21 protein-coding genes and 1 pseudogene are annotated in these 26,057 nt (G+C 62.5%); 17 read left to right on the top strand and 5 right to left on the bottom strand.

Going from position 1 to position 26,057, the window contains the following annotated elements:
* Nucleotides 1-186: 186 nt before the first annotated feature.
* From cobJ to cobG, 4 genes are read right to left on the bottom strand one after another with little or no spacing between them, the layout of a single operon-like run.
* Nucleotides 187-1,887 carry a precorrin-3B C(17)-methyltransferase gene (cobJ, locus tag PseuLF5_RS18530; protein ID WP_322375054.1) on the bottom strand — a complete coding sequence of 567 codons (1,701 nt, stop codon included), beginning with the start codon at nt 1,885-1,887 and terminating at the stop codon, nt 187-189.
* A complete protein-coding gene (locus PseuLF5_RS18535; RefSeq protein ID WP_371921307.1) occupies nt 1,887-2,621 on the bottom strand; it encodes a precorrin-2 C(20)-methyltransferase in 735 nt (244 codons plus the stop codon). The genes cobJ and PseuLF5_RS18535 overlap by 1 nt, the downstream gene beginning before the upstream one ends.
* The gene (locus PseuLF5_RS18540; protein ID WP_115985456.1) at nt 2,618-3,244 is read right to left on the bottom strand and encodes a precorrin-8X methylmutase; all 627 of its coding nucleotides are present in this window, start codon (nt 3,242-3,244) and stop codon (nt 2,618-2,620) included. Before PseuLF5_RS18540 ends, PseuLF5_RS18535 begins: the two co-directional genes overlap by 4 nt.
* The gene (cobG, locus tag PseuLF5_RS18545) at nt 3,237-4,535 is read right to left on the bottom strand and encodes a precorrin-3B synthase (protein ID WP_340134275.1); all 1,299 of its coding nucleotides are present in this window, start codon (nt 4,533-4,535) and stop codon (nt 3,237-3,239) included. Before cobG ends, PseuLF5_RS18540 begins: the two co-directional genes overlap by 8 nt.
* A 132-nt stretch (nt 4,536-4,667) precedes the next feature.
* Between cobG and cbiE the strand changes: the two genes are divergently transcribed.
* From cbiE to PseuLF5_RS18595, 10 genes and pseudogenes are all read left to right on the top strand, one after another.
* Nucleotides 4,668-5,879 (top strand): precorrin-6y C5,15-methyltransferase (decarboxylating) subunit CbiE, encoded by a 1,212-nt coding sequence (cbiE, locus tag PseuLF5_RS18550; protein WP_340134276.1) that lies wholly within the window; start codon nt 4,668-4,670, stop codon nt 5,877-5,879.
* The gene (locus PseuLF5_RS18555) at nt 5,872-6,969 is read left to right on the top strand and encodes a cobalt-precorrin-5B (C(1))-methyltransferase (RefSeq protein WP_186747482.1); all 1,098 of its coding nucleotides are present in this window, start codon (nt 5,872-5,874) and stop codon (nt 6,967-6,969) included. The genes cbiE and PseuLF5_RS18555 overlap by 8 nt, the downstream gene beginning before the upstream one ends.
* Complete coding sequence (locus PseuLF5_RS18560; protein WP_340134277.1) at nt 6,966-7,694, top strand: cobalt-precorrin-6A reductase; 729 nt, start codon at nt 6,966-6,968, stop codon at nt 7,692-7,694. The genes PseuLF5_RS18555 and PseuLF5_RS18560 overlap by 4 nt, the downstream gene beginning before the upstream one ends.
* A gap of 169 nt (nt 7,695-7,863) precedes the next feature.
* Nucleotides 7,864-8,154, top strand: a pseudogene (locus PseuLF5_RS18565) (type II toxin-antitoxin system RelE/ParE family toxin); the annotation flags it as partial.
* 3 nt (nt 8,155-8,157) lie between these two features.
* Complete coding sequence (locus PseuLF5_RS18570) at nt 8,158-8,448, top strand: addiction module antidote protein (RefSeq protein WP_003221244.1); 291 nt, start codon at nt 8,158-8,160, stop codon at nt 8,446-8,448.
* Between the two features lie 98 nt (nt 8,449-8,546).
* On the top strand, nt 8,547-8,945 hold the full coding sequence (locus PseuLF5_RS18575; protein ID WP_340134278.1) for a DUF2946 domain-containing protein: 399 nt from the start codon (nt 8,547-8,549) through the stop codon (nt 8,943-8,945).
* Nucleotides 8,946-8,993: 48 nt separating this feature from the next.
* Nucleotides 8,994-9,470 (top strand): copper chaperone PCu(A)C, encoded by a 477-nt coding sequence (locus tag PseuLF5_RS18580; RefSeq protein WP_123471016.1) that lies wholly within the window; start codon nt 8,994-8,996, stop codon nt 9,468-9,470.
* A 21-nt stretch (nt 9,471-9,491) separates the two neighbouring features.
* Nucleotides 9,492-9,944, top strand: a complete 453-nt coding sequence (locus tag PseuLF5_RS18585) for a DUF2946 domain-containing protein (protein ID WP_186747489.1) — start codon at nt 9,492-9,494, stop codon at nt 9,942-9,944.
* 85 nt (nt 9,945-10,029) lie between these two features.
* Nucleotides 10,030-12,150, top strand: coding sequence for a TonB-dependent copper receptor (locus PseuLF5_RS18590; protein ID WP_340134281.1), 2,121 nt, complete (start codon nt 10,030-10,032; stop codon nt 12,148-12,150).
* A gap of 153 nt (nt 12,151-12,303) precedes the next feature.
* Nucleotides 12,304-13,677 carry a PepSY-associated TM helix domain-containing protein gene (locus PseuLF5_RS18595; RefSeq protein ID WP_186747493.1) on the top strand — a complete coding sequence of 458 codons (1,374 nt, stop codon included), beginning with the start codon at nt 12,304-12,306 and terminating at the stop codon, nt 13,675-13,677.
* A 54-nt stretch (nt 13,678-13,731) separates the two neighbouring features.
* On the opposite strand, the gene PseuLF5_RS18600 is transcribed toward PseuLF5_RS18595, so the two are convergent.
* Nucleotides 13,732-18,564 carry a DUF4329 domain-containing protein gene (locus PseuLF5_RS18600; protein ID WP_340134283.1) on the bottom strand — a complete coding sequence of 1,611 codons (4,833 nt, stop codon included), beginning with the start codon at nt 18,562-18,564 and terminating at the stop codon, nt 13,732-13,734.
* A 308-nt stretch (nt 18,565-18,872) separates the two neighbouring features.
* Between PseuLF5_RS18600 and urtA the strand changes: the two genes are divergently transcribed.
* The 7 genes from urtA to ureA all read left to right on the top strand — a co-directional run bounded on the left by urtA (nt 18,873) and on the right by ureA (nt 26,053).
* On the top strand, nt 18,873-20,138 hold the full coding sequence (urtA, locus tag PseuLF5_RS18605) for an urea ABC transporter substrate-binding protein (RefSeq protein WP_123471008.1): 1,266 nt from the start codon (nt 18,873-18,875) through the stop codon (nt 20,136-20,138).
* Between the two features lie 220 nt (nt 20,139-20,358).
* The gene (gene urtB / locus PseuLF5_RS18610; protein WP_123471006.1) at nt 20,359-21,861 is read left to right on the top strand and encodes an urea ABC transporter permease subunit UrtB; all 1,503 of its coding nucleotides are present in this window, start codon (nt 20,359-20,361) and stop codon (nt 21,859-21,861) included.
* The gene (urtC, locus tag PseuLF5_RS18615; RefSeq protein ID WP_123471004.1) at nt 21,861-22,940 is read left to right on the top strand and encodes an urea ABC transporter permease subunit UrtC; all 1,080 of its coding nucleotides are present in this window, start codon (nt 21,861-21,863) and stop codon (nt 22,938-22,940) included. The genes urtB and urtC overlap by 1 nt, the downstream gene beginning before the upstream one ends.
* A complete protein-coding gene (gene urtD, locus PseuLF5_RS18620) occupies nt 22,937-23,806 on the top strand; it encodes an urea ABC transporter ATP-binding protein UrtD (RefSeq protein WP_123471002.1) in 870 nt (289 codons plus the stop codon). The genes urtC and urtD overlap by 4 nt, the downstream gene beginning before the upstream one ends.
* Before the next feature lie 139 nt (nt 23,807-23,945).
* The gene (gene urtE, locus PseuLF5_RS18625) at nt 23,946-24,644 is read left to right on the top strand and encodes an urea ABC transporter ATP-binding subunit UrtE (protein WP_123471001.1); all 699 of its coding nucleotides are present in this window, start codon (nt 23,946-23,948) and stop codon (nt 24,642-24,644) included.
* Between the two features lie 43 nt (nt 24,645-24,687).
* The gene (locus PseuLF5_RS18630; RefSeq protein WP_267797334.1) at nt 24,688-25,527 is read left to right on the top strand and encodes an urease accessory protein UreD; all 840 of its coding nucleotides are present in this window, start codon (nt 24,688-24,690) and stop codon (nt 25,525-25,527) included.
* A 223-nt stretch (nt 25,528-25,750) separates the two neighbouring features.
* Complete coding sequence (ureA, locus tag PseuLF5_RS18635) at nt 25,751-26,053, top strand: urease subunit gamma (protein WP_003221215.1); 303 nt, start codon at nt 25,751-25,753, stop codon at nt 26,051-26,053.
* The last annotated feature ends 4 nt before the right edge of the window (nt 26,054-26,057 follow it).

A 26,057-nucleotide genomic window follows, 5' to 3' on the forward strand; every position in this document is an offset into this window, starting at 1 on the left:
GCCCGCGCGAATGACCCGGCAATATATTTAACTTTCCATTTATCCTGCCACCGCACGCAAAAAGCCGCCAATCAATATGATTGGCGGCTTTTTCATTCAAACTAATTATTCAACTCAAAAGATTAACTGCATGTCACGCCAAGGGAAGTTACTTACAACTTGGCTCGGCCTTTACCGCCACTATTATCAACCAACAGGCTTTTCACCATACCAACGAGGCGTGTAAACCCATGTCTTTCCATCGGCGCGCGCGAACGTGCAAGTGGTCGAAGACCCGATCAGCACCATGGTGCGCATGTCCACTTGGTCCGGCGTCAATTCGCCCAGGGTCGTTGTGCGCAACGTCTGCCCCGGACGCCCGATATCGCGCCCCAGCACCACCGGGGTTTGCGGCACGCGATGGCGGGCGACGATCTCCAGTGCGCGTCCCAGCTGCCACGGGCGGGCACGCGAGATCGGATTATAGAAGGCCAGTGCCAGGTCCGCTTCTGCGGCCAGATCCAGACGCTTCTCGATGATCGACCACGGTTTGAGGTTGTCCGACAGCGACATCACGCAAAAGTCATGACCCAGCGGCGCGCCGGCCTGCGCGGCGGTTGCGAGAGACGCTGAAACACCCGGCAGGATTTCCAGATCGACGCTGTGCCAGGCCGGATCGTTCGATTCATGCAGCGCTTCGAGCACCGCCGCCGCCATGGCGAACACCCCCGGATCGCCGGACGACACGACGATCACCGAACGGCCGGCAGCGGCCAGGCGGAAGGCGTGGCGGGCACGTTGCATCTCTTCGCGGTTGTCGGTGCAGTGTTGCACCTGATCGTCGCGAAACGGGCCGGCCATGCGCACGTAGGTTTCATAACCGAGTACGTCGGTGGCGCGGGCCAATTCAGCCTTGACCGCCGGCACCATCAGTTCGGCAGCGCCGGGGCCGAGGCCGATCACCGCCAGACGCCCGCGCGGGCGACCGATGCTCGACACCTGCAACGGCTGCTCGGCAACCGCGATGGCCAAGCCGTTGGCGGTAACCACGGCAGTCCCGGGCACGGCGGCGCGCACAAGGGCTTCGATGTCCGGTTGCGCCGCTACAAAGCGTAGCGGCACACCCAGTTCGAGCGCCGCTTCACGCAGGTTCGCAGAGGCGATTTCGCTATCGGCTGCGACCAGACAGGCCAGCGATTGCAGCGCAACTTTCGCCTGCTGCAAGCTGGCGCGTACAGCATTTGCCACATCGTCAACGGCGGCGCTGACCGCCACCGCGACACTGCGTGGATAGATCAATAACTCATCCGCCCTCGCCGCGCGTACGCCGCTGCCAACATGAATGGCACGCTGCGCCTGCGGGTCTTGCGGCAACTGCGCCTGATCCAGCCACGGCGCCGCACCTTCGATGCGCACGCTGTGCCCGGCGAGCAAATCGGAGACGAAACGCTTGCCCGCCTCCAGATCAGCCAACGCGTAGCCACTGGGTGGATTGAGCAGGCAGGTACCAAACCGCAATTCGCCACTGGTGGTAATGGCCGCCGTCACCTGTAATCCGGCAGCAATGTCACGCGCCATGACGTTCACCCCGCCCAATCCGCCAAGCAGCGGCACGACGGCGCTGCCGTCTTCGGCCACCGCAAGCACGGCAGGTTCGGCGCCCTTTTCCAGCAGCAGCGGCGCCAGTGTGCGGATGACAATCCCGGCGGCGCACAAGGCAATGATCGGCGTGTCCTGTTGATACAACTCGCGCAGGGTCTCGCCGAACGCCTGATACACCAGGTCGGCGCCCTCGACACGGCCAGCCAGGCCATGGATCTGCGCTGCCGGATACACCTGCTGGATGCGCCGGGCGGTGGCCAGGCTGGCCTGACCGAGAATGACAATAGCGGGGGTGGATTGAGTCATCAGCCTTGCCACCGTTCGCCCGGCACAATGATCAGCGAGAAGTACGGCGAGGACATCGGCTCGACCTGATCCATCGGCACGATCTTCTGGTTCGCCATGGTCGCGCGTTCGACGTACAGCGCGCGCTCGGCCAGGCCCAGCTCTTCGAGCACCTGACGTACTTTGGGGAAGTTGCGCCCCAGCTTCATGATCACTGCCGCGTCGGCATCGGCCAGACGTCGCTTCAATTCTTCGTGAGGCAACACGCCGGAAAGCACCGACAGGCTTTGATTGCGATACACCAGCGGCGCACCCAGCACCGAGGCACCGCCGAGCATCGAGCACACACCCGGCACCACCTGCGCTTCGTAACGCGTGGCCAGCCGGTCATGCAGGTACATGTAGGAGCCGTAGAAGAACGGATCGCCCTCACAGATCACCGCCACATCACGGCCGGCATCCAGATGCGCCGCGACGGTTTCGGCAGCTTCATCGTAAAAATCGCTGATCACTTGTTCGTAGGACAATGGCGCCGGCAGCGCTTCGGTGGTCACCGGGTACACCAGCGGCAGCAGATTCTGCGCCGCTTGCAGGTGCGCTTCGATGATGCCGAATGCGTTGCCTTTTTTGCCTTTGGCCACGAAGTACGCCACCACCGGCGATTCGCGCAGCAGGCGCAGGGCCTTGACGGTAATCAGCTCCGGATCACCGGGGCCGACGCCCAAGCCAATCAAACGTCCTTTGGCCTGCATCATTCGATCTCCGTGGCGAGGGCATTGACGGCGGCGGCCGCCATGGCGCTGCCACCGAGGCGGCCCTGCATGATCACGAACGGTACGCCACGGCTGTCGGCGGCCAGTGCGGCTTTCGATTCGGCGGCGCCGACGAAGCCCACCGGGAAGCCGAGGATCAGCGCCGGTTTTGGTGCGCCGGCGTCGAGCATTTCCAGCAAATAGAACAGTGCGGTCGGTGCATTGCCGATCACCACCACACTGCCTTCCAGGTGCGGACGCCACAGTTCCAGCGCCGCAGCGGAACGGGTGTTGCCCAGCTCACGGGCCAGCTCCGGCACGCTGTCGTCGCGCAAGGTGCAGATCACTTCGTTGTTGGCCGGCAGGCGCGCGCGGGTCACGCCTTCGGAGACCATCCGCGCATCACAGAGGATCGGCGCACCGGCGGCCAGCGCATCACGCCCGGCCTTGCCGGCACCTTCGGAAAATTGCAGACCGTCGACGGCCTCGACCATGCCGCAGGCGTGGATCACCCGCACCGCGAGTTTTTCCAGATCGGCCGGGATGCGCGCCAGATTGGCCTCGCTGCGAATGATCGCGAAGGAGTTGCGATAGATCTCCTGACCGTCGCGGATGTAATCAAGCATCAAGGGGGCTCCGGGAGCGGGCGTCGAGCAGGGTCGCGGCCGCTTCAATAGTAAGGTTGCGTGCGTGCAGCGTGCCGAAACCCGGCAGCGTTGCATCGCGAAAATAGAGGTCGTAATGACCGGGGCTGACCGCCAGCAAGGTGGCCGGTGCACGGTGCGCGGCGGCGCAGGAGCGCGGACAGCCGGTGAGGTGCACATCCAGTGCTTGCGGCAACAACCTCGCCAGCCGCCGGGCATCCTGCTTGGTGTCGGCCAGTCCTTTGCCGCAGCCGTTGGAGCCGGTGCAGGCAATCAGGTGTGCCAGCGGCTCGCGGGATCGGGTCAGCAGGTTCAGTTGCTCAAACGCCGCCAGGACGGCAGCCGCGTCGGTTGCCTGCACATTCGGTAGCAGCAGACTTTGCCAAGGGGTGAAGCGCAGGCTGCCATCGCCAAACTGGCGGGCCAGGTGTGCGACACCGCGCAGCATCGCTGGATCGAGGCGCCCCAGCGGCGGAACGGCACCGATGTAAACCAGACCCGCGGTGTTTTGCGGATGAACGCCAATGTGCAGATTGTCCGCTGACAGGGGGCGCTGCCAATGGCGGATAGCGGTGATTGGCAGGCGTGATCTCAGTTGTTCGAGAAACGCCAGCAGCGGCAGTTCGTCGAGCAAATGGCGCATACGCGTCTGCTCGGGTCGGGCCAACTCAAGGAACAACTCCAGCACCGCCACCACCAAGGCATGGCCGTTTTCCAGCGACACGGCAGCGATCGCGGGATCCGTCGGACATCCGGCCAGACCGAACGCCAGCAACGTTTCACCGTCGCGTTCGAACGCCGACAACCACAGATCATGGGGATGTTCGAGCATCGCCAGCGCTTCGCCGCCGTCCAGTTGCACGGCGAACTTGGCGCTCAACGCATGGAAACGTGGATGGCTTTGCAGCGTGTCGAGAATCTGTCCGGCCAGTGCACGGGTGTCGAGACGCATCTGCCGGTCGATGCCGGCAGCTGGGCTGAGCATCAGGTTGCGCACATCGTCGCCGGCAGCAGTGTGTGGCCCGAGATCCGCAGCCAGCAGGGTGTCGATCAGTGCCGCGCTCTGCTGACCGATCCCGCGAATCTGCAGATTGGCGCGATTGGTCGCCTCGATCACCCCGCCGGCGAACTGTGCGCCAGCATCGGCCACTGCATCGGCCTGCTCAGCGCTGATCGCACCGCCATTGAGCTTGATCCGGCAGATGCCGCCGTCCAGCGCCTGGACAATGCGCAACAACCCCGGGCAGGCCGAGGGGCGTAAGGCGGTGGACATCGGGCGTTCGTTCAAGGGGCTGACCGGCTGCGTGGGAAAGGCGCTTCGCGGGCGAAGGCGCGGTATTATGCCTGCTTTGTCCGGCGGCATGAAAAGTCTGCCCGTCGGAACGGCGTGTTTAGAGGAATATAGATGTCACCCTGGCTGACGGTTGTGGGAATCGGTGAAGACGGCTTCAAGGGCCTGGGCAAAAATGCCCGGCGTGCCCTGATGGGCGCCTCGCGGATCGTCGGCGGCCAGCGGCAGCTGGATTTGCTCCCGGTGTGCATCCGCGCCGAGCGGCAGTTGTGGCCGAGCCCGTTCGCCCTCGCCCCGGTGCTGGAGCGGCGTGGGGAGGCGATCTGCGTGCTGGCCAGCGGTGACCCGATGTTTTATGGCGTCGGCGCCAGCCTCGCGCGGCAACTGCCGAGCGACGAGATGCTGATTCTGCCGGCGCCGTCCTCCTGCGCACTGGCCGCCGCGCGACTTGGCTGGCCATTGCAGGACGTGGTGACGCTGTCGCTGGTGGCCCGGCCGCTGGCGGCGCTGAATGCGCCGTTGTCCAGTGGCGTGCGGTTGTTGTTGCTGAGCAACGACGGGCAGAGCCCCGCGGCGGTCGCGCAGCTGTTGCGCGAGCGCGGTTTCGGCGCGAGCCGGATGTGGGTGCTGGAACATCTGGGCGGCGACGCCGAGCGGCGCATCGCGGGCAACGCCCATGACTGGGCCAACCCGCCGATTGCCGATCTGAACGTGATCGCCATCGAATGCCGCGCCGACGCACACGCCCCGCACCTGTCGCGGCTGGCCGGGCTGCCGGACTCGGCGTTTCAGCACGACGGTCAACTGACCAAACGCGATGTCCGGGCCATCACCCTCGCCCGCCTCGCGCCAATCCCCGGTGAACTGCTGTGGGACGTGGGCGGCGGGTGCGGCTCGATCGGCATCGAATGGATGCGCGCGCACCCGAGTTGCCGCGCCATCGCCATCGAGGCGGATGAGGGCCGGCAGACACTGATCGAACACAACCGCGATGCACTGGGCGTGCCCGGCCTGCAACTGATTCGCGGCAAGGCACCGCATGCCCTCGCCGGGCTGGAGCGTCCGGACGCCGTCTTCATCGGCGGTGGTGTGACCCGCGAAGGCGTGTTCGAGACTTGCTGGGAGCAGCTCAAACCCGGCGGGCGACTGGTCGCCAACGCGGTGACCCTGCAAAGCGAAATCACCCTGATGCACTGGCGGGAACGCCACGGCGGCGAGCTGACGCGCATTCACGTGGCCCAGGCGCAGCCGCTTGGCGAGTTCGACACCTGGCGCCAGGCGCTGCCGATCACGCTGCTCGACCTGGTCAAACCCCGCGATGCGTGACGAGACCGGCGAACAACCCGCCCCCCTGCGCAGCGGGCTGACCACCGGCAGCTGCGCCACCGCCACCAGTCTCGCGGCGGCACGCCTGCTGCTGGGCGGCGTCGCGGCAGATGCCGTGCAAATCGTCTTGCCCAAAGGCAAACAGGTGCAGATGCGTCTGGAGTTCTGCCGATTGACCGCCGACGGCGCCGAGGCCGGGACGATCAAGGATGCCGGCGATGATCCCGACGTGACCCACGGTGCGTTGCTCTATACGCAAGTGCGGCTGATGGCGGAACCGGGCATTCGCTTCAATGCCGGCCTGGGGGTCGGCACGGTGACCCGGCCAGGGCTGGTGCTGGCCGTGGGCGAACCGGCCATCAACCCGGTGCCGCGCAAGATGATCAGCGATCACCTGACCCTGCTCGCTGAAGAAACCGGTTATGCCGGCGGTTTCGAGGTCACGGTCAACGTCGAGGGCGGCGAAGCGCTGGCGCTGAAAACCATGAATCCGCGCCTGGGTATTCTCGGTGGCCTGTCGATTCTGGGTACCAGCGGCATCGTCCGGCCGTTCTCCTGCGCGGCGTACATCGCCTCGATCCACCAGGGCATCGACGTCGCCCGGACTAACGGCTATCTGCACATCGCCGCCTGCACCGGCAACGCCAGCGAAGACACCATGCGCCGGGTCTACGACCTGCCGGAAATCGCCCTAATCGAAATGGGCGACTTCGTCGGCGCAGTGCTCAAGCATCTGCGCAAAGTGCCTGTGGATAAACTCAGCCTGTGCGGCGGCTTCGGCAAGATCAGCAAACTGGCAGCGGGGCACATGGATCTGCACTCGCGGCATTCCAGTATCGACCTGCCGCAACTGGCGGAATGGGCGGCGGCGATTGGCGCCGATGAGGCGTTGCAGCAAGGCATTCGTGAGGCCAATACCAGTCAGCAAGCCTTGGCGATGGCCAGTGCGGCGGGGATTGCGCTCGGTGATGAGGTCTGCCGCCATGCGCTGAATTTCGCCCGCAGCGTGGTGCCGGCGCAGGTGCAGGTCGAGGTGTTTGCGATTGATCGTCAGGGCGGCATTGTCGGCCACGCCGGAGGTTTTGCATGAAGCGGATGCTGTTGCTCGGCGGCGTCACCGAAGCGCTGGCCATCGCCCGCACGCTGGGGCCAGAACACATTTACAGCCTGGCCGGCGTGGGCCGGGTGCCGACCGACCTGGCCTGCCAGGTGCGTGTCGGCGGCTACGGCGGCGCCGAAGGGCTGGCGCAGTTCATTCGCGCGGAAGGCATCGACCTGCTATTCGATGCCACCCACCCCTACGCCGCGCAAATCAGCCATAACGCCGCCCGCGCCGCGCAACGGGCCGGCATCCCCTGCTGGGCCCTGCGCCGCCCCGCGTGGCAGCCACAAGCGGGTGACGACTGGCGCGAGGTCAGCGACTGGGCCGAACTGACCGAAGCCCTCAAACCGTTCCGCCGCCCGTTGTTCACCCTCGGCCGCGAGCCACTGCAACACCTCGACGAAATCCCCAGCGAGCAGTTCTGGACCCTGCGCGCCCTCGACGTCTACCCCGGCAACGAACGCTGCGAAGTCATCGGCGCCCGTGGGCCGTTTCTGCTGGAAGACGAGCGTGCGCTGTTTGAGCGCCGGCAAATTGATGTGCTGATCAGCAAGAACAGCGGCAGCACCGCGACCGAGCCGAAGCTGGAAGTGGCGCGGGAGTTGGGAGTGCCGGTGCTGGTGTTGAAGCGGCCGGTGTTGCCGGGGGTTGATCGGGAGTTTCTGACGACGTCTGAAGTCCTTAATGCACTGCTCACGTCAGACTTTTCCTGATTTCAAATTTATCTGCGAATTAACCGGCTTGTTTTGAGGAAGCACCCGACTGGTCTTCGCTTCCCCTCGCCCAATACTTCGGTTCCTTTAATCCATACAGGCAGACAACCGCAGAAAAGCGGCTTGCCAGACTGTATCCCAAGGAATACAACCCTGACATGATCGACTTGAACGATCCCATGTATTTTCCGAATGGCTCGACTCGTTGAAAGACATCATCGGCAAAGGCCGAATCATCTCCAGACTTCGAGCAGCCGAACATGGCAACTTTGGCGATTACGGTTTTGTCGGTGACACCGTTTACGAAATGCGTGTTCACTACGGTCCTGGTTACAGGATGTCCTTCACTCGTCGAGACGACGTGATTTATCTGCTTTTGATCGGGGGCGATAAATCGACACAACGGCGTGATATCAAGCGCGCCGTACAAATGGCACATAGCATCGGTAATGAGGAGTAAGTCATGACCGAAAAATTCACCCGTTTCGACGCCGCCGAATACCTCAAAACTCCCGAGGATATGGCGGCGTATCTGGACGCTTGCTTTGATGATGATGAAGGCGATGGCGTACTCATCCGTGCAGCACTGAATGACATAGCCCGAGCTCAGGGCATGACACAGGTGGCACGTGATGCCGGCCTGGGTCGTGAAAGTCTCTATAAAGCGCTGAGCAGCACTGGTAACCCCGAATTCGCAACTATCATGAAGGTCATGAAGGCTTTGGGTTTGAGATTGCACGCCGTCGCGGTTTGATTGATCTGCGACACCAAACCGCACGACGCCTTTTTACTTATCGGCCCTGATCAGGCTAAATAGCCCGCGCCTGATCGCCCACCCAACGGATCTGTCCCATGAACCGACACCGGCTCGCATTTGCCTGGATCGCCTGCTTCGCAGTGCTGTTCAACATGCTCGCCATGCCGATGACCGGGGCGATGGCGCAGACGGCCAGTTCACCGGCCGAACAATTGCTGTGGAGCAGTTTCTGCACCGGCAGCGGGACGAAGATGGTGGCGATCGACATCGGCGCCACCGATCAGAAGGCCCCGAACAACGACACTCATTCGAACATGCAGCATTGCTGGTGCTGCTCGGGCTCGGCGCCATTGGTGGCGTTGCCGGGTCATACACCGCAGTTGTATTTCGCCCGCTACGAAAGCAATCGCAGCGTGGCGCCACCCTCGTTGCAAACACCGACACCGCGCCAGCAATGGCCGAGCCTCAACCCCCGCGCCTCGCCTCTGGTTTGATTTGTTCTCGCAATTGACCTGCGTATCAAATCGTTCTGGAGAACTGCCATGTTGAACAAACTCTTCGTCATCGCTGCGCTGTTGCTGCCTGCGTGCTTCGCCCATGCCCACGAATACAAGGCCGGCGAGCTGGAAATCGCTCACCCGTGGTCGCAGGAGCTGCCGCCCAATGCGCCGACCGTTGCCGCTTATTTTGTGATCAGCAATCCCGGCAAGACCGACGACCGCCTGCTCAGCGTCGATTCGCCGATCACTGACCAAGCGCAGCTGCATGAGCATGTAATGCAGGGCGATCTGATGAAAATGCAGCAGGTGCCCAACGTGGTGATCCCTGCCGGCGGCAAGGTGACGTTCGCGCCGATGGCCTATCACGTGATGCTGCTCAACCCCAAAGACCGCAGCCTGCTCAGCGATGGCAAACGCTTCCCGCTGACCCTGCATTTCGAGAAGGCCGGTAACGTGACCGTCGAGGTTGCCGTGCAGAAGAAGCCAGCGGAAACCAAGACGCACGATCACGCCCAGTAACCGATCCGGTTGACCACGCCCGTGCGCCCGCAACGCGCCGGGGCGTCCAGCAGGCATCGCCAGAGCCAGACTCTGACCCGCGGTAGCTGGATCGCCCTGTTCGCCATGATGATGATCTTCATCGGCCCGCTGATTTCTCAGTCGATGCCGATGGATCAACACGCCTCGACGTCCATGCCGATGAGCATGGACATGTCGATGAGCATGGACATGCCCGGCATGGATCACGGTGGTCAAGACGCGCAGCCCGGCGCCGAACATTGCCCGCCGCAATCCTCGCACCACGTTCTGTGGGAAAAATGCGGTTATTGCAGCCTGCTGTTCAATTGCCCGGCGCTGACCGGTGGTGGCAGTTTCACCACGTTCAGCATCGCCCACGTCAACACTTTCACCCCGCCCTCCCCGCGCCTGGGTCATGCCCGGCGAACCTTCTTCCCTGGCGCCCGCACCCGCGCCCCGCCCGTCGCCGCGTAAACACCGCACCTTTGATTGCACACGGTTGAAAAGACAGCTCCAGGCTGCCGTCCGTGTCGTTTACGACTGTTTGATGGAAATTGTCATGTCCAGGTTTTCCGCTGTTCCACGTTTGAGCGCAGCTCAGGCGTCCTTCGCGCTGAACGCATCGCGTATTCGTTTCTCGCACGCTACCGCCGTCCTTTGCGGCGTCCTGCTGTCCCCGCTGGTGCTGGCCGATGATCACGCCGGTCACAACGAAGAACTCAGTCCAACGGTGATCACCGCCCTCGCCCCGAGCTCGCCGCTGACCATCGTCACCAATCCCAAGGACCCGCGCCAACCGGTGCCGGCCAGTGATGGCGGTGATTACCTGAAAACCATTCCCGGTTTCGCCCTGGTGCGCAATGGCGGCACCAACGGTGATCCGGTGCTGCGCGGCATGTTCGGTTCGCGCCTGAACATTCTCACCAACGGCAGCATGATGCTCGGCGCCTGCCCGGGCCGGATGGACGCGCCTACCTCGTACATCTCGCCGGAAACCTACGACAAACTCACGGTGATCAAAGGCCCGCAAACCGTGCTGTACGGCCCCGGCGCATCGGCCGGCACCGTCCTTTTCGACCGTGAGCCGGAGAGTTTCGGTGAACTCGGTACGCGAGTGAATGCAAGCATCCTCGCCGGTTCCCACGGCCGCTTCGACAAAGTCGTCGACGCTGCGGCCGGGGGGCCGTTGGGTTACGTGCGGGTGATCGGCAATACCGCGCACTCCGATGACTACCGCGACGGCAACAACGACATCGTCGCCTCGCGCTACGACAAGTGGAACGGTGACATCGCCGTCGGCTGGACCCCGGACGCCGACACCCTGATCGAACTCACCGCCGGCAAGGGCGACGGCGAGGCGCGCTACGCCGGACGCGGCATGGACGGTTCGCAGTTCCTGCGCGAAAGCCTCGGCCTGCGCTTCGAAAAGTCCAACATCACGGATGTGCTGGAAAAACTCGAAGCGCAGGTCTACTACAACTACGCCGACCACGTGATGGACAACTACACCCTGCGCACGCCGTCCGGCACCGGGATGATGGCCGGGCCCATGGCGTCCAACGTCGACCGGCGCACCCTCGGCGCGCGGATCAAGGCGACCTGGCGCTGGGCCGACATCCAGTTGATCACCGGCCTCGACGCACAGACCAACGAACATCGCCAACGCAGCGCGATGGGCATCGACACCTACAAGGACCTGCCGTACACCAAGGACGCCGATTTCCATAACTACGGCGTGTTCAGCGAAATGACCTGGTACGCCGCCGACCGTGATCGCCTGATCACCGGCGTGCGGGTCGACCGCGCTTCGGCCAAGGATTATCGGCAGACCACCGGTTCCGGAATGATGAGCCGGCCGAACCCGACCGCCGACGACACGCGTGCCGACACCCTGCCCAGCGGATTTGTCCGTTACGAGCACGACCTGGCTGACAGCCCGACCACCCTCTACGCCGGTCTCGGCCACGCGCAACGTTTCCCGGATTACTGGGAACTGTTTTCACCGAAGTCCGGCCCGGCCGGTTCGGTGAATGCGTTCGACTCGATCAAACCGGAGAAAACCACCCAGCTCGACTTCGGCGTGAACTACAAAAATGCCGACCTTGAAGCCTGGGCTTCGGGCTACATCGGCGTGGTGCGCGACTACATCCTGTTCGACTACACGCCGACGATGATGGGCATGAGCAGCTCGCGCGCGGAGAACATCGACGCGCGAATCATGGGCGGCGAACTCGGTGCGGCGTACAAGCTCACCGATCACTGGAAAGCCGACGCGACCCTGGCCTACGCCTGGGGCAAAAACAGCAGCGATGGCAAAGCCCTGCCGCAAATGCCGCCGCTGGATGCGCGTTTCGGCCTCACCTACAGCGAAGACAACTGGAGCGCCGGGGCGCTGTGGCGGGTGGTCGCGGCGCAACACCGCATCGACCAGAACAAGGGCAACGTCGTCGGCAAGGACTACGACAAGAGCGGCGGCTTTGGCGTCTTCTCGCTCAACGGCGCCTATCGGATCAACAAAAACTGGAAGGTCAGCAGCGGCGTCGACAACCTGTTCGGCAAGGCTTACGCCGAACACCTGAACCTGGCGGGTAACGCCGGATTCGGCTACCCGGCCAACGACCCGCAAGCGATCAATGAACCGGGGCGTACGCTCTGGACCAAGGTCGACATGAGCTTCTAACAGTCAAATCCCACCCTGTGGGAGCGAGCTTGCTCGCGAAGGGAACGGCACATCCAACATAGATGCAGCCTGATACGACACCTTCGCGAGCAAGCTCGCTCCCACAAGGGTTGCAGAACAACTAAAAGATCCAAGCCAAGCGGAGCACACGTGATGAAACAGCCCAAACCGAATTTCTACAACCTGGCCTGGCGTTGGCATTTTTACGCCGGTCTGTTCGTCGCCCCGTTCATGGTGATGCTGGCCCTGACCGGCATCATCTATCTGTTCAAACCGCAACTCGATTCACTGATGTACAGCAGCCTGCTCAACGTCCCGGTCGGTCACCACAGCGTGCCCGCCGATGACTTGCTGCAACGGGTGAAAAGCGCCTATCCACAGGGCCAGATCACCCAGTACCTGCCGCCGGCCAACGCCGGACGCAGCGCGCAGTTCGTGGTCAAGAACGCTGAACACGAACTCAACGTATTCATCGACCCCTACCATGGCGACATCCTTGGCGAACAGGATGCCAAGCGGAATCTGCAAGCCATCGCCCGTGCCATTCACGGCGAGTTGATGATCGGCACGGTCGGTGATCGCCTGATCGAAATGGCCGCCGGTTGGGGCGTGGTGCTGGTGGTGTCGGGGGTATTCCTGTGGTGGCCGCGCGGTCAGGCAGCGGGCATTTTGTGGCCACGCCTGAACAGCCGCGGGCGCGTGTTGTGGCGTGACCTGCACGCGGTCACCGGTTTCTGGGGCGCGGCATTGCTGCTGGTGATGCTGCTCAGCGGCATGACCTGGACCGGGTTCTGGGGCAAGCAGTACGCCCAGGTCTGGAACGTGTTCCCCGCCGCCATGTGGAACAACGTGCCGACCTCCGACGTCGAGGCCGGCAGCCTCAACAACGCCGCGCGCCAGACGGTGCCGTGGGCGATGGAAAACACGCCGATGCCGATGTCCGGCGACCACGCCGAGCACATGGCCCACGGCGGCATGCAACACGGCCCCGCTGCGCCGGCCATCAGCCTGCAAGACGTGCAGAACATCGCGATTGAACGCAAGGTCGAGCCGGGCTACAGCATCACCCTGCCGAAGACCGCCACCGGGGTATTCACCATTGCCGTGTTCGCCGATGACCCGCGCAACGACGCCACCCTGCACGTCGATCAATACACCGGCAAGGTGCTGGCCGATGTGCGATTCGAACAGTACGGCGCGGTGGCCCGCGCCACGGAAATCGGCGTGATGCTCCACGAAGGCAAAATGTTCGGCACCTTCAACCAGATCGTCGTGCTGCTGATCTGCCTGATGATTCTGCTCAGTGCCGTCAGTGGCGTGGTGATCTGGTGGAAGCGCCGACCACAGGGCAAATTCGGCGTACCACCGCTGCGCCATGACTTGCCGAAATGGAAAACCGGCGTGGTGATCATGCTCGCGCTGGCGGTGGTGTTTCCGTTGGTGGGGGCTTCGCTGGTGGTGGTGTGGTTGCTGGACCGGTTTTTGCTGGCGCGACTCGGTCAGCAAACGGCAGATCTGCCCGGTTGACCCCTTGCACGCGGGTGACACCTGTCACCCGCGTCAAGCGGCCTTGATCGGCGCCTACAACTCATCCCTGCGGCGAACAATGCCCGGGCTGGGCGTTTGCTGACGGCCAATCGGCCAGGTGGCACCCTGTCGCCCGGTCTGGCGCCAGTAGTGGCCGGCGACCAGTACTGACAATTCGCCCAGCGCCCCAAGCCTGGAAATGAACTCGCCGGGGCTCAGCCGTGTGACCCATCGGCCCTTTTCATACGCCACCTGCCGGGTCGACAGCAACTTCCTCTCGGCGGCTGTATAGACCGGGATGTACTTGAGCAAAACGCCGTGGGGCGTTGAAAAGTAGTAGGTCTGGATCGCGAAACCCTGATCCTTGAGCTGATGGGTATGCGCCTGTAGCTGAGCCGGCGAGGCGAAGTTGGCCTGCACGTGCTCCGAATCGACACCAAGCGAGGTGTTCCCGGACAGGTGCAGTTGATGACTGGCAACCAGGGAAAAGCCCTCAGGGTATCGCGGGGCGGGGTCGCGCCAACCGGTCGACGGATCCGTGGAGGCGCGGAATATCCGTGCCAGCGGGCGGCTTTGACGCGCCGAAACGGCAACCGGTTCGAGCGGGACAAAGCGATTGCTCGTGCTGTGCGCCAGTATCGCCCCTTCGTACCCTCGGTCGATGACCGGTTCGCCGGTTCGACTGCCGGCATGGCGGGCGGCATCGTCAGCGTGATGGAACACCGGCCCCAACGCCGGCTCCGGATGGTTGCGCCATCTTTCATCGTCGGCAGTCTCGCCCTCGACAGGTTCTCTTTCCTCGCGAATCCAGCCCAGGCGCGACCAATACTCGCTGGTTTGCAGCACGTCGAGCTTGCCCGCCCGGGCCATTCGACGCACGTAATCGGCAAGCACGAACGTGCCTTTGGCCATGTCACGCTCATCGTTCGCCGCCTGCGCGGGCGAATCGAACGTGTTGGGGCGCAGTTCGATCTGCCCGTGCCTGTCGTAGAACTCACCGGGTTCGAAGGCATGCAGTTGCAATCTCAACAGTGCCCCGTCGGCGCAGGAAATGTAGATGGGTAAATAGCCCTGGGGCGTGTTGGCCCGTCGGCAGGCTTGCAAGACATCGGTCGGTGAAAGAAACACACTGCGCACGTCATTGTGCCGCGCGCCCAACGGCGGAAAGGATGCACGCAGATAAATAGCCTCCAGCCCATGACCGTAGTTTATCCGCCCCTGCTCGAAGACCCGGTCCAGCGCCAACCGCGAACCCTGCGCCGCAATCGGCAGGCTGGCAATGAACGCATTGCTCTCGGAGCGCAGGATAAAACCGAAGGTCAGCGTATCGCGGCTAACGACCGCCTCATGAACATACGTGGCGGCGGCATCGGCCTGAATGAACAATGGACTGCAGACCGGTGCATGGGTGGCTTTGTGGTAATCGGCAATGGGCAGCAAATCCGCAGCGAAGGGCACCCAGCGAGTGACATGACGGGGCGCGCCCCAAATATCGCTGCCGACCACCACGTGCAAATAGCCGGACTCGGCCAGCGAGCCGACCCATTTATCCATCTTCAATGCGCCGCTGCGGATGCGCTGCCTGACGGTCTCGGCATCAAGCGAAGGAGGTACATGGCCGGTGTCGGTCAGGGATTGTGACAGGTCGGCGAGCACGCGGTCCCAAAGGCCTGCCTGATAGCGAATCAACGAACCGTCGGGCGCGAACAGGTATTCGTCCCACGTCCCCGGCATCGTGCGGTTGAATGCCGAGTAGACGGTGTCGACCGACAGCATATTCAGGTAAAGCTGCTTGTCGGGTCCGGAAAAAATCACCGACAGTTCTCGCCGGACTCTCGAGCGGTAACGTGCAACGATGTAGCAGTCTGCCGGAGCCAGTCCGGCGTTGATACTTTCGTACGGGAACACCTCGGTGACATCGAAATTTTCCCGGGACACCTTGATCGGCAGCGTGGCAACGAACAGGCCTTCGGCGGTTTTCAGAATCACTCCGCCATAAGGACCGTCGGCGGAGGCCGGCACTTGCAGACGGGCATGTACCGCCGCATCGTCAGCACTCTGGAACACCGGGCCGAGCCAGCGACGCTCGAGGTTCGCGAAGGGTTTCCAGGCACTGCTTACCCGTCCGACCCGGTCCCAACACAGGCTCGTGCGCAGGACAGACAGTTCACCGCTGCCGGCAACCTCATGGACGAAGTCCACTGGCTGCCACTGACCTGATGCCAGGTCTTGCTTGATGGTTTCAAGTCTCCGGCTGGAGAGATCGTCATGGAACAGCTTGCTCGCGCTACTTCTTACGTACTTCAGCAGGGCACCGTCCTGAGTACTGATATACAACGCGGCGGGCAGACCAGAGGGGCGCACCGGACGACTGGGCGAGTAGTACATCGCCACCGTCAGGTTATCCGGTGAAATGAAATGCCGTGCCAGCCACGCGCTTGTCCCGCTGGCGAGACCGTTCACCTCATGGTGCACGTAAAAGTTGCCGTACAGACTGAAGCCGTCCGGGTAGAGGTAGCCGGGCTCTGAAAGCCCTATGCCAAACAACATCCCCAGTTGAAACAGATTGTCGCCACGGCCGTTGACGGGCACCCCTTCAGTGGCGACGTACTCCTCCCGTTCGCGATGCTTGAGGATAAATCCGAACAACGCTCGGGTTTCGTCCTGCAAATGCGCAGCACGCGCCGATTGATCCTGCGCCGCCTCATCCGCCGAAGGAAAAACCGCTCCGCAGGCGACCCTGTCAGGGCGTTTCCAGGCAAGCGTCGATGTCGACAGAAATTCGCCACGGGAGAAAATCGGCGATAGGTCCAATGGCCTGTTCGGATGCATGGCGGGGGGGGCCGGCAGTTGATCGGGCAGTGCAGGGTCCGGTGTGGTCGGCACGGATGTTCCTGCCAACGGCACCGCCATCATGGTCCAGTTTGCAGGTACATCACCGCGATATCCCCACAGGGGGTTGTCGAGCAGCACCGTCAACCGGCCGGCCGCTGCCTGCTGGCGGACAAAGTCCTGTGGTCGCAGTTCACCACTGGCAAGTTTCAACGCCAGCGAACCGGGATTTTCACGTGTCCCCAAACGGGCGGCAAGCTCTCGGCCACTGGCGCCCTCGGACAGTTCATACCTGAGCAGACTGTTCGCCGCCCCTGAGACATAAAGCGCAGTTTTGTCGAGCCACGCCTGCCGGACCTCATCGACATTCAACATCTGCAGGCTCAGGGCTGCTTCTTCGTGCGTCCACTTGAAACTGTCAATCACCACCGGTTCGAGCTGCGACAGCGCCCCGTGCGACACATATCGACCGCGCAGCACATGGTCATCGGGAAAAATGGTCTGCCCATGATGGTCCCGCGGATAAAGACCGCCCGAGGCAAGCGTCTCAATGTCACCCGCGAGGGGTTCGGTGACCACGAAGCGCTCGTCGGCGCGGCGCTGAAAGACGTAACCGACAAATGTACGATCACGCCGATTGCCGACTTGTTCGTGTGCATATCGAACGGCATCCTCGGCCGAGAGGAAGTCATCACTCAGACCTGGCCAGGGGAAATTCGCAAAGGGCTGCCATTGCAGATCTACGCGCCCCAGCCGCGGCCACAGCGCACTGCCTCGCAGAACGTCCAGCCGACCACTGATCACCAGGATCGACACGAACTCACGCGGTCGCAGTGTCCCGGCCAGCAACCTCGATTGCAGTCCCGGATCGGTGACGCTGCCATCGGCTTGCTCGATGCTCATTGCGGTTTCGACCGGATCGCCGCTGAAGGTGTACTTCAACATCGCGGCATCACGGGTCTGCAGGTACAACGCCAACGGCCTGTCGGGCGCCGCCAGATGCCGGGCGCGGCCACGACTTGCAATGGCCAGTGCCATTTCCTGCGGTGTGAAGAAGTTCTCGTACAGCCACGCCTGCGCAGGGGATGTGCGCACAGGATCCGGCCGGGAGGCGCAGTAAAAACCCTCGAGCGCATAGCCTGTGAGGAGTTTCAATTTCCCGTCACGGCCCACCGGAAAGATTTTCTGCGGGTCCCATGCGGACAGCCCGGCCGCACGCGCATGGGTCGCGACATACTCTTCGCCAGTGAGTTTTTTCAGTACCAGCCCGGCGGTCTGCGCACCTCTGGATTTCAACGCAGCGAGCACAGCCCGATCGGCGCTGACGCAAACGCGCGTCATCAGCGGCAACTCAGTCACCCTACCCGTGGAAAATCCCTGCCCGCGTTGCCAGTCAGGCGGTACGACGCCCACCGAGTACCCCCAGTCGGCATTCGACACAAGGACTTTCAGCTCACCGAGCATGGCCAGTTTATTGATGATGCTCAACGCGTCACGCGTCCATGGCTCACGGCCCGGCCGCGCGCCTGCTTCATGCCAACGGTAATACTCACGCTCCGCCTCTGAACCACTGGCAGTGTACTTGAGCAATGTCCCGTCAGGCCCGGACAGATAGGCGCTGCGAAACCAGGCCCGGCCGTCGACATCGCCCATAAAGTCGACGTCGGAAAAGAAATTGACGAACAACCGCAGCCCCATCTCATCCAGCTCTGGATAAGCCTCGCCAACCTCTGCGTGTAACGCGACATGGCTGTGGACGTTTGCGGCAAAGCGATAGCCTGCTGGCGGCTGGAGATCGCCGGAGGCATCGAAGTCGACGAGGACGCTCATATCGAAGGTGGTTGCGTCTCCGGGCACAGGTGAACTGGCGACGAACTTTCCATCCGGTCGCAGCAGAATCAAGCTGCCGTATTCCTTTTTCGCCTTTAGCGGAATCCTCGTATGTACCCAGTACGCAGCATCCTCTTGCGTGAGAAATCCCGGACTGAGTGGCGGCAGTCTGGTTCTGCCGGAGGGGGTTGCGGCGCGTTCGGTGCGTCCTGACACATCGTTCATGATAAAGATCCTGCTGAAAGAATTCGGGATGACTGGCGAACGAGTGTGTCGCCTCGCTGCCCGGACCATGCGATGCAGGGTTATCGTTTCTGTGTCCAATTCTGTAGCCGCCCACTCGCCCCAATCTGGCGCATACAAGCGCACCACGGCCTTCAGCGTGTCCGTTGCTGGTGCGCGAGCGGCGTCGCCCAACCGCTCTGCGACGGCATTTTCATGTTGGATCCCGACCGGGCACAGCCCTTGCAAACCTCCCTTCAGTCGTCCGCATCTGCCAACCAGAAAAATTAAATGTTCATGGAGATCGCACAATGAAGCGTCGCAGTTTGATCAAGGCTTTCACACTCTCGGCATCCATTGCCGCGATGGGCATGACCTGGACTGTCCAGGCCGCCGAGACCATCAAGGTCGGGATTCTGCATTCGTTGTCCGGCACCATGGCGATCTCCGAAACCTCACTCAAAGACATGGCGTTGATGACCATCGACGAGATCAACGCCAAGGGCGGCGTCAACGGCAAGATGCTCGAACCGGTGGTGGTCGACCCTGCATCCAACTGGCCACTGTTCGCCGAAAAGGGCCGGCAGTTGCTGACCCAGGACAAGGTCGCGGTGGTGTTCGGCTGCTGGACTTCGGTGTCACGTAAATCGGTGTTGCCGGTGTTTGAAGAGCTGAACGGCCTGCTGTTCTACCCGGTGCAATACGAAGGCGAAGAGATGTCGCCGAACGTCTTCTACACCGGCGCCGCGCCCAACCAGCAAGCGATCCCGGCGGTGGAATACCTGATGAGCGAAGAAGGCGGCAGCGCCAAGCGCTTCTTCCTGCTCGGCACCGACTACGTCTACCCGCGCACCACCAACAAGATCCTGCGCTCGTTCCTGCATTCCAAAGGCGTCGCCGACAAGGACATCGAAGAGGTCTACACCCCGTTCGGTCACAGCGACTATCAAACCATCGTCGCCAACATCAAGAAGTTCTCCGCTGGTGGCAAGACTGCGGTCATCTCCACCGTCAACGGCGACTCCAACGTGCCCTTCTACAAAGAACTGGCCAACCAGGGGCTGAAGGCCACCGACGTACCGGTGGTGGCGTTTTCGGTGGGTGAAGAAGAACTGCGCGGCATCGACACCAAGCCGCTGGTGGGCAACCTCGCGGCGTGGAACTACTTCGAGTCCGTCGAGAACCCGGTGAACAAGAAGTTCGTCGCGGACTGGAAGGCCTATGCGAAGAAACACAACCTGCCGGGCGCCGACAAAGCGGTGACCAACGACCCGATGGAAGCCACTTACGTCGGCATCCATATGTGGGCGCAGGCAGCGGAGAAAGCCAAGTCCACCGACGTCGACAAGGTCCGCGAAGCGCTGGCCGGCCAGACTTTCGCCGCGCCGTCGGGCTACACCCTGACCATGGACAAGACCAACCACCACCTGCACAAACCGGTGATGATCGGCGAGATCCAGAGCGACGGTCAGTTCAATGTGGTGTGGCAGACCGAAGGGCCGATCCGCGCGCAACCGTGGAGCCCGTTCATTCAGGGCAACGACAAGAAGCCGGATTATGCGGTGAAGAGCAACTGAGTCCGACTTGGGTTTTGAGGTGGGGCGGAGATCCTTTCCCCCTCACCCCAACCCTCTCCCCCAAGGGTCGAGGGGGAAAGGGAGCCGATCTTTATGCTTTTCAAAGCCTGAGTTCGGCTCGAATTTGCAGGTCACAGTACATCGTCCAGACACCTCGGTCAGTCCCCTCTCCCTCCGGGAGAGGGTTAGGGTGAGGGGGCGGTTGAACAGGACACCACTAATGCCCACTGCCATATACCGCTTGTTTCTGATCATCGCACTGCTGTTGCCGATGACTGCCTTTGCCGGCGACGCCGAAGACTTCGTCGCCGCCAACCCCGTGCAACAAGCCAAACTGCTGGAAGCCTGGGCCGCGCAGCCCGAGCCGGCGCGTGTCGAGCTGATCAATGCCCTGCAACAAGGCGAACTGACGATCGACGGCCAGCCAAAAACCCTGCGCCTGAACAACCGCCTGCGGGGTCTGATCGACACCGCGCTGGCCAGCCACCAATTGCTCGCCGCCGACGCCAAAATCCGTCTGGCCGCCGCGCAGCAATTGCAGAAAAGCGCGAAACCCGCACAGCTGAAATTCCTCGACCAGCAACTGGCTGGCGAAAAAGACCCCGGCGTGCACGATGCCCTGAGCCTGGCCCTGGCCAATCTGCAACTGGTGGATACCGACCCGGCAGTGCGTCTGGCCGCCGTGCGCCTGCTCGGGGAAACCGGCGACCCACTGGCCCGCACCCGCCTCGAAGGCTTGCTCGAACCCGGCGTCGAAAGCGATGGCGGTGTGCGCACGGCCGCCGAAACCAGCCTCGCCCAAGTCAAACGCAAACTGTTGATTGGCGAAGTGTTGGGGCAGGCGTTCAGCGGCATGTCCCTCGGCTCGATCCTGCTGCTCGCCGCGCTCGGTCTGGCGATCACCTTCGGCCTGCTCGGGGTGATCAATATGGCCCACGGCGAGATGCTGATGCTCGGCGCCTACTCGACCTACGTCGTGCAGTTGATGTTCCAGCGCTATGCCCCGCAAGCCATCGAGTTCTATCCGCTGATCGCGCTGCCGGTGGCGTTCTTTGTCACGGCGGCGATCGGCATGGCACTGGAACGCACGGTGATTCGTCACCTCTATGGCCGGCCGCTGGAAACCCTGCTAGCTACCTGGGGCATCAGCCTGATGCTGATCCAGTTGGTGCGCCTGCTGTTCGGCGCGCAGAACGTCGAAGTGGCAAACCCGGCGTGGCTGTCCGGCGGCATTCAAGTGCTGCCTAATCTGGTGCTGCCGTACAACCGCATCGTGATCATCGCCTTCGCCCTGTTCGTGGTGGTACTGACCTGGCTGCTGCTGAACAAAACCCGTCTGGGTCTCAACGTCCGCGCCGTCACCCAAAACCGCAACATGGCCGCCTGCTGCGGCGTGCCCACCGGGCGCGTGGACATGCTCGCCTTCGGCCTCGGCTCGGGCATCGCCGGCCTCGGTGGTGTGGCGCTGAGCCAGATCGGCAACGTCGGTCCGGACCTCGGCCAGAGCTACATCATCGACTCGTTCCTGGTGGTGGTGCTCGGCGGTGTCGGGCAACTGGCCGGCAGCGTGCTGGCCGCGTTCGGCCTGGGTATCGCCAACAAGATTCTTGAACCGCAGATCGGTGCGGTGCTCGGCAAAATCCTGATCCTCGCGCTGATCATTCTGTTTATCCAGAAACGTCCGCAAGGCCTCTTCGCACTGAAAGGACGGGTGATCGACTGATGAATCAGCCTCTGTTAGTCACGGCCACACAAAAGGCCGGACCGAAAGTCACGATGGCGGTCGGCGCGGTGATTCTCGCGCTGCTGATCGCCCTGCCGTTGCTGTCGTTGTTGGCGCCGGACAATGCGCTGCACGTCTCGGCCTACACGCTGACGCTGGTCGGCAAAATCCTCTGCTACGCCATCGTCGCCCTGGCGCTGGATCTGGTCTGGGGTTACGCCGGTTTGCTGTCGCTGGGCCATGGCCTGTTCTTCGCCCTCGGCGGTTACGCGATGGGCATGTACCTGATGCGTCAGGCGGCCGGCGATGGCTTGCCGGCGTTCATGACTTTTCTGTCGTGGACAGAACTACCGTGGTACTGGAGCGGCACCAGCAGCTTTGTCTGGTCGATGTGCCTGGTGGTGTTGGCACCGGGTCTGCTGGCGCTGGTGTTCGGTTTCTTTGCCTTCCGTTCGCGGATCAAGGGTGTGTATTTCTCGATCATGACCCAGGCCCTGACCTTCGCCGGCATGCTTCTGTTTTTCCGCAACGAGACCGGGTTTGGCGGCAACAACGGCTTCACCAACTTCCGCACGATCCTCGGTTTCGGCATCACCGAGCCAGGCACCCGCGCGGTGTTGTTTCTGGCCACGGTGCTGTTGCTGGTCGCCAGTCTGTTCATCGGCTGGCGCCTGGCGCAGAGCAAGTTCGGCCGAGTGCTGACCGCGCTGCGCGATGCAGAAAACCGCTTGATGTTCTGCGGCTACGACCCGCGCGGTTTCAAGCTGTTTGTCTGGGTGTTGAGCGCGGTGTTGTGCGGACTGGCCGGTGCGTTGTACGTGCCGCAGGTCGGCATCATCAACCCCAGCGAAATGTCGCCGACCAACTCGATTGAAGCGGCGGTGTGGGTGGCCCTCGGCGGCCGTGGCACGCTGATCGGCCCGCTGCTCGGCGCCGGCGTGGTCAACGGCATGAAGAGCTGGTTCACCGTGGCCTTCCCCGAATACTGGCTGTTCTTCCTCGGCGCGCTGTTCATCGTCGTGACGTTGTACCTGCCCAAAGGCGTGATCGGTCTGCTGAAGAAACGAGGTGAATCATGAGAGTGACAGCCACTGCCGAATTCATGCTGGAACCGGCGTTTTTTCCGGTGGAGCCGAACAAGGACGAGGGCACCAGCCGCGACTCGATCGGCCTCGGCCAACGCGTCGGCCCGGGCCTCGACACCCGGCACGGCACGATCCTGACCCTGGAAGACATCAGCGTCAGCTTCGACGGCTTCCGCGCCCTGAACAATCTCAACCTGTACATCGGCGTCGGTGAGCTGCGTTGCATCATCGGCCCCAACGGCGCGGGCAAGACCACGCTGATGGACGTGATCACCGGCAAGACCCGGCCCAGTCACGGCAAGGCCTGGTTCGGTGAAACCCTGGACCTGACGCAAATGAGCGAAGTGCAGATCGCCCAGGCTGGCATTGGCCGCAAGTTCCAGAAGCCGACGGTGTTCGAAGCCCTCAGCGTGTTTGAAAACCTCGAGCTGGCGCAGAAGACCGACAAGTCGGTGTGGGCCAGTTTGCGTGCGCGGTTGAGCGGCGAGCAGCGTGATCGCATCAGCGAAGTGCTGGAGACCATTCGCCTGACCACCTCGGTCAATCGCCCGGCGGGTTTGCTGTCCCACGGCCAGAAGCAGTTCCTGGAGATCGGCATGCTGCTGATGCAGGACCCGCAACTGCTGCTGCTCGACGAACCGGTGGCGGGCATGACCGACGCCGAAACCGAGTTCACCGCCGAGCTGTTCAAATCGCTGGCGGGCAAGCATTCGCTGATGGTGGTTGAACATGACATGGGCTTTGTCGGCTCGATTGCCGACCACGTCACCGTGTTGCACCAGGGCAGCGTGCTGGCTGAAGGCTCGCTTGAGCAGGTGCAGGAAAACGAGCGGGTGATCGAGGTCTATCTCGGCCGCTAAGGTTTGCGAATACAAAACCTGTGGGAGCTGGCTTGCCAGCGATCGCGGTGGATCAGTCGACATCATTGCTGAATATGCGGCCTCATCGCTGGCAAGCCAGCTCCCACAAGGTTCTGTGTGCAACAGAAGGAATTCGAACATGCTGCAAGTCGACAAGCTGCACCAGTACTACGGCGGTAGCCACATCCTCCGGGGCCTCAGTTTTGATGTGAAGGTCGGCGAAGTCACCTGCCTGCTCGGACGCAACGGCGTGGGCAAGACCACCCTGCTCAAATGCCTGATGGGCCTGTTGCCGGCCAAGGAAGGCGCGGTGAATTGGGAGGGCAAACCGATCACCACGTTCAAGCCGCATCAGCGCGTTCACGCCGGTATTGCTTACGTGCCGCAAGGTCGGGAAATCTTCGGACGGCTGACCGTGGAAGAAAACCTGTTGATGGGTTTGTCACGGTTTCCCGGCAGCGAAGCCAAAGAAGTGCCAAGTTTCATCTACGAACTGTTCCCGGTGCTGCTACAAATGAAGCAGCGTCGCGGCGGTGACTTGTCCGGCGGGCAGCAACAGCAACTGGCAATCGGTCGCGCACTGGCCAGCCGTCCGCGCTTGCTGATCCTCGACGAACCCACCGAAGGCATCCAGCCGTCAGTGATCAAGGAAATCGGCGCGGTGATCAAGACACTCGCAGCCCGTGGCGACATGGCGATTTTGCTGGTCGAGCAATTCTACGATTTCGCCGCCGAGCTGGCCGATCAGTACCTGGTGATGTCCCGGGGCGAGATCGTCCAGCAAGGTCGCGGTGAAAATATGGAGGCCGAGGGTGTACGCGGACTGGTCACGATCTAAGGCAACGTTCTAATCTGTAGCTTCCTAACGATAATCACACACCATGAATTCGACTGTTTCACCTGCCCTGTTTACCCCGAGCTGGCATGCCGAGCTGGAGCTGGCCTACGCCCGCTTCGGCGACTGCACGCGCCCGGTTCAGCGTCGGCACATCGGTCCGCTGCGGGTGCAAAAGCATCTGTACGCCGAAGGACCTGAAGTCTGCCAACACATCATCGTCCACCCGCCGGGCGGGATTGCCGGCGGCGACCGACTGGACATCAGCGCCCGCGTCGAAGCGCACGCCTGGGCGCAGATCACCAGCCCCGGCGCGGCGAAGTGGTATCGCGCGGGTGGGCCGGCTTATCAGAAGCTCGACTTGCAAGTCGCGGCCGGGGCGACGCTGGAATGGCTGCCGCAGGAAACCATCGTCTACAGCGCGGCGCAGGCTGAGCTGAGCACTTCGATTGAACTGGAAGGCGATGCCCGGCTGTTCTACTGGGATGTGGTGGCGCTGGGTCGCCCGGCCAGCGGCGAACGTTTCGACCGCGGGCACTTTCAGGCGCATCTGGATATTCGCCGTGATGGTCGATTGCTCTGGCACGAGCGCCAGCGCGTTGTTGGCGGTGACGGCTTGCTTGATTCACCGATCGGGCTGGACGGTAATCCGGTGTTTGCGACGTTGTTGGTCACCGGTGAGATTGAGGCTGAATTGCTTGAGCGCTGCCGCTCGCTGGGCCACGAAGTGCGAGGGGATCTTACGCAATTGCCGGGGCTGTTGGTGGCCCGTTGTCTGGCCAGTGAGGCATTGCTCGCCCGCGCCTGGCTCATCGACTTATGGCGTTTGCTGCGGCCGGTGCTTCTGGATCGCGAGGCGGTGTCACCGAGAATATGGAGCACCTGAAAGCCCCCCTCACCCCCCGCCCTCTCCCGGGGGGAGAGGGAGCCTGACCGAGTCGTTTGAAATGAATTTAACTGCCTGAACGAATACTGCTGACTGAACCGGCCATTGAAAACAACCGAGATCAGTCCCCTCTCCCTCGGGAGAGGGCTAGGGTGAGGGGCTGCTCCAACTGGCACCCCGCACCCACAAGAACCTCAAAAATCTGCCCTGATGGAACGACACAATGGACCTGACCCCACGCGAGAAAGACAAGCTGCTGATCTTCACCGCCGGCCTCGTCGCCGAGCGGCGACTGGCCCGCGGCGTGAAACTCAATTACCCGGAGGCCATGGCCTACATCTCCGCCGCGCTGCTCGAAGGCGCGCGTGATGGCCAGACCGTGGCCGAGCTGATGCACTACGGCACCACCCTGCTGAGCCGCGAGCAAGTGATGGAAGGCATCCCGGAAATGATCCCCGAGATCCAGGTCGAAGCGACGTTCCCCGATGGCACCAAACTGGTCACCGTCCACCAACCGATCGTCTGAGGCC

It is taken from the genome of Pseudomonas sp. LF-5 (assembly GCF_037626295.1).
GTDB classification, from domain to species: Bacteria; Pseudomonadota; Gammaproteobacteria; order Pseudomonadales; family Pseudomonadaceae; genus Aquipseudomonas; species Aquipseudomonas monsensis.

Coding starts and splice junctions, on each gene's coding strand:
- cobJ (WP_322375054.1), bottom strand. CDS start 1,887: ATGACTCAATCCACCCCCGCTATTGTCATTCTCGGTCAGGCCAGCCTG.
- PseuLF5_RS18535 (WP_371921307.1), bottom strand. CDS start 2,621: ATGATGCAGGCCAAAGGACGTTTGATTGGCTTGGGCGTCGGCCCCGGT.
- PseuLF5_RS18540 (WP_115985456.1), bottom strand. CDS start 3,244: ATGCTTGATTACATCCGCGACGGTCAGGAGATCTATCGCAACTCCTTC.
- cobG (WP_340134275.1), bottom strand. CDS start 4,535: ATGTCCACCGCCTTACGCCCCTCGGCCTGCCCGGGGTTGTTGCGCATT.
- cbiE (WP_340134276.1), top strand. CDS start 4,668: ATGTCACCCTGGCTGACGGTTGTGGGAATCGGTGAAGACGGCTTCAAG.
- PseuLF5_RS18555 (WP_186747482.1), top strand. CDS start 5,872: ATGCGTGACGAGACCGGCGAACAACCCGCCCCCCTGCGCAGCGGGCTG.
- PseuLF5_RS18560 (WP_340134277.1), top strand. CDS start 6,966: ATGAAGCGGATGCTGTTGCTCGGCGGCGTCACCGAAGCGCTGGCCATC.
- PseuLF5_RS18570 (WP_003221244.1), top strand. CDS start 8,158: ATGACCGAAAAATTCACCCGTTTCGACGCCGCCGAATACCTCAAAACT.
- PseuLF5_RS18575 (WP_340134278.1), top strand. CDS start 8,547: ATGAACCGACACCGGCTCGCATTTGCCTGGATCGCCTGCTTCGCAGTG.
- PseuLF5_RS18580 (WP_123471016.1), top strand. CDS start 8,994: ATGTTGAACAAACTCTTCGTCATCGCTGCGCTGTTGCTGCCTGCGTGC.
- PseuLF5_RS18590 (WP_340134281.1), top strand. CDS start 10,030: ATGTCCAGGTTTTCCGCTGTTCCACGTTTGAGCGCAGCTCAGGCGTCC.
- PseuLF5_RS18595 (WP_186747493.1), top strand. CDS start 12,304: ATGAAACAGCCCAAACCGAATTTCTACAACCTGGCCTGGCGTTGGCAT.
- PseuLF5_RS18600 (WP_340134283.1), bottom strand. CDS start 18,564: ATGAACGATGTGTCAGGACGCACCGAACGCGCCGCAACCCCCTCCGGC.
- urtA (WP_123471008.1), top strand. CDS start 18,873: ATGAAGCGTCGCAGTTTGATCAAGGCTTTCACACTCTCGGCATCCATT.
- urtB (WP_123471006.1), top strand. CDS start 20,359: ATGCCCACTGCCATATACCGCTTGTTTCTGATCATCGCACTGCTGTTG.
- urtC (WP_123471004.1), top strand. CDS start 21,861: ATGAATCAGCCTCTGTTAGTCACGGCCACACAAAAGGCCGGACCGAAA.
- urtD (WP_123471002.1), top strand. CDS start 22,937: ATGAGAGTGACAGCCACTGCCGAATTCATGCTGGAACCGGCGTTTTTT.
- urtE (WP_123471001.1), top strand. CDS start 23,946: ATGCTGCAAGTCGACAAGCTGCACCAGTACTACGGCGGTAGCCACATC.
- PseuLF5_RS18630 (WP_267797334.1), top strand. CDS start 24,688: ATGAATTCGACTGTTTCACCTGCCCTGTTTACCCCGAGCTGGCATGCC.
- ureA (WP_003221215.1), top strand. CDS start 25,751: ATGGACCTGACCCCACGCGAGAAAGACAAGCTGCTGATCTTCACCGCC.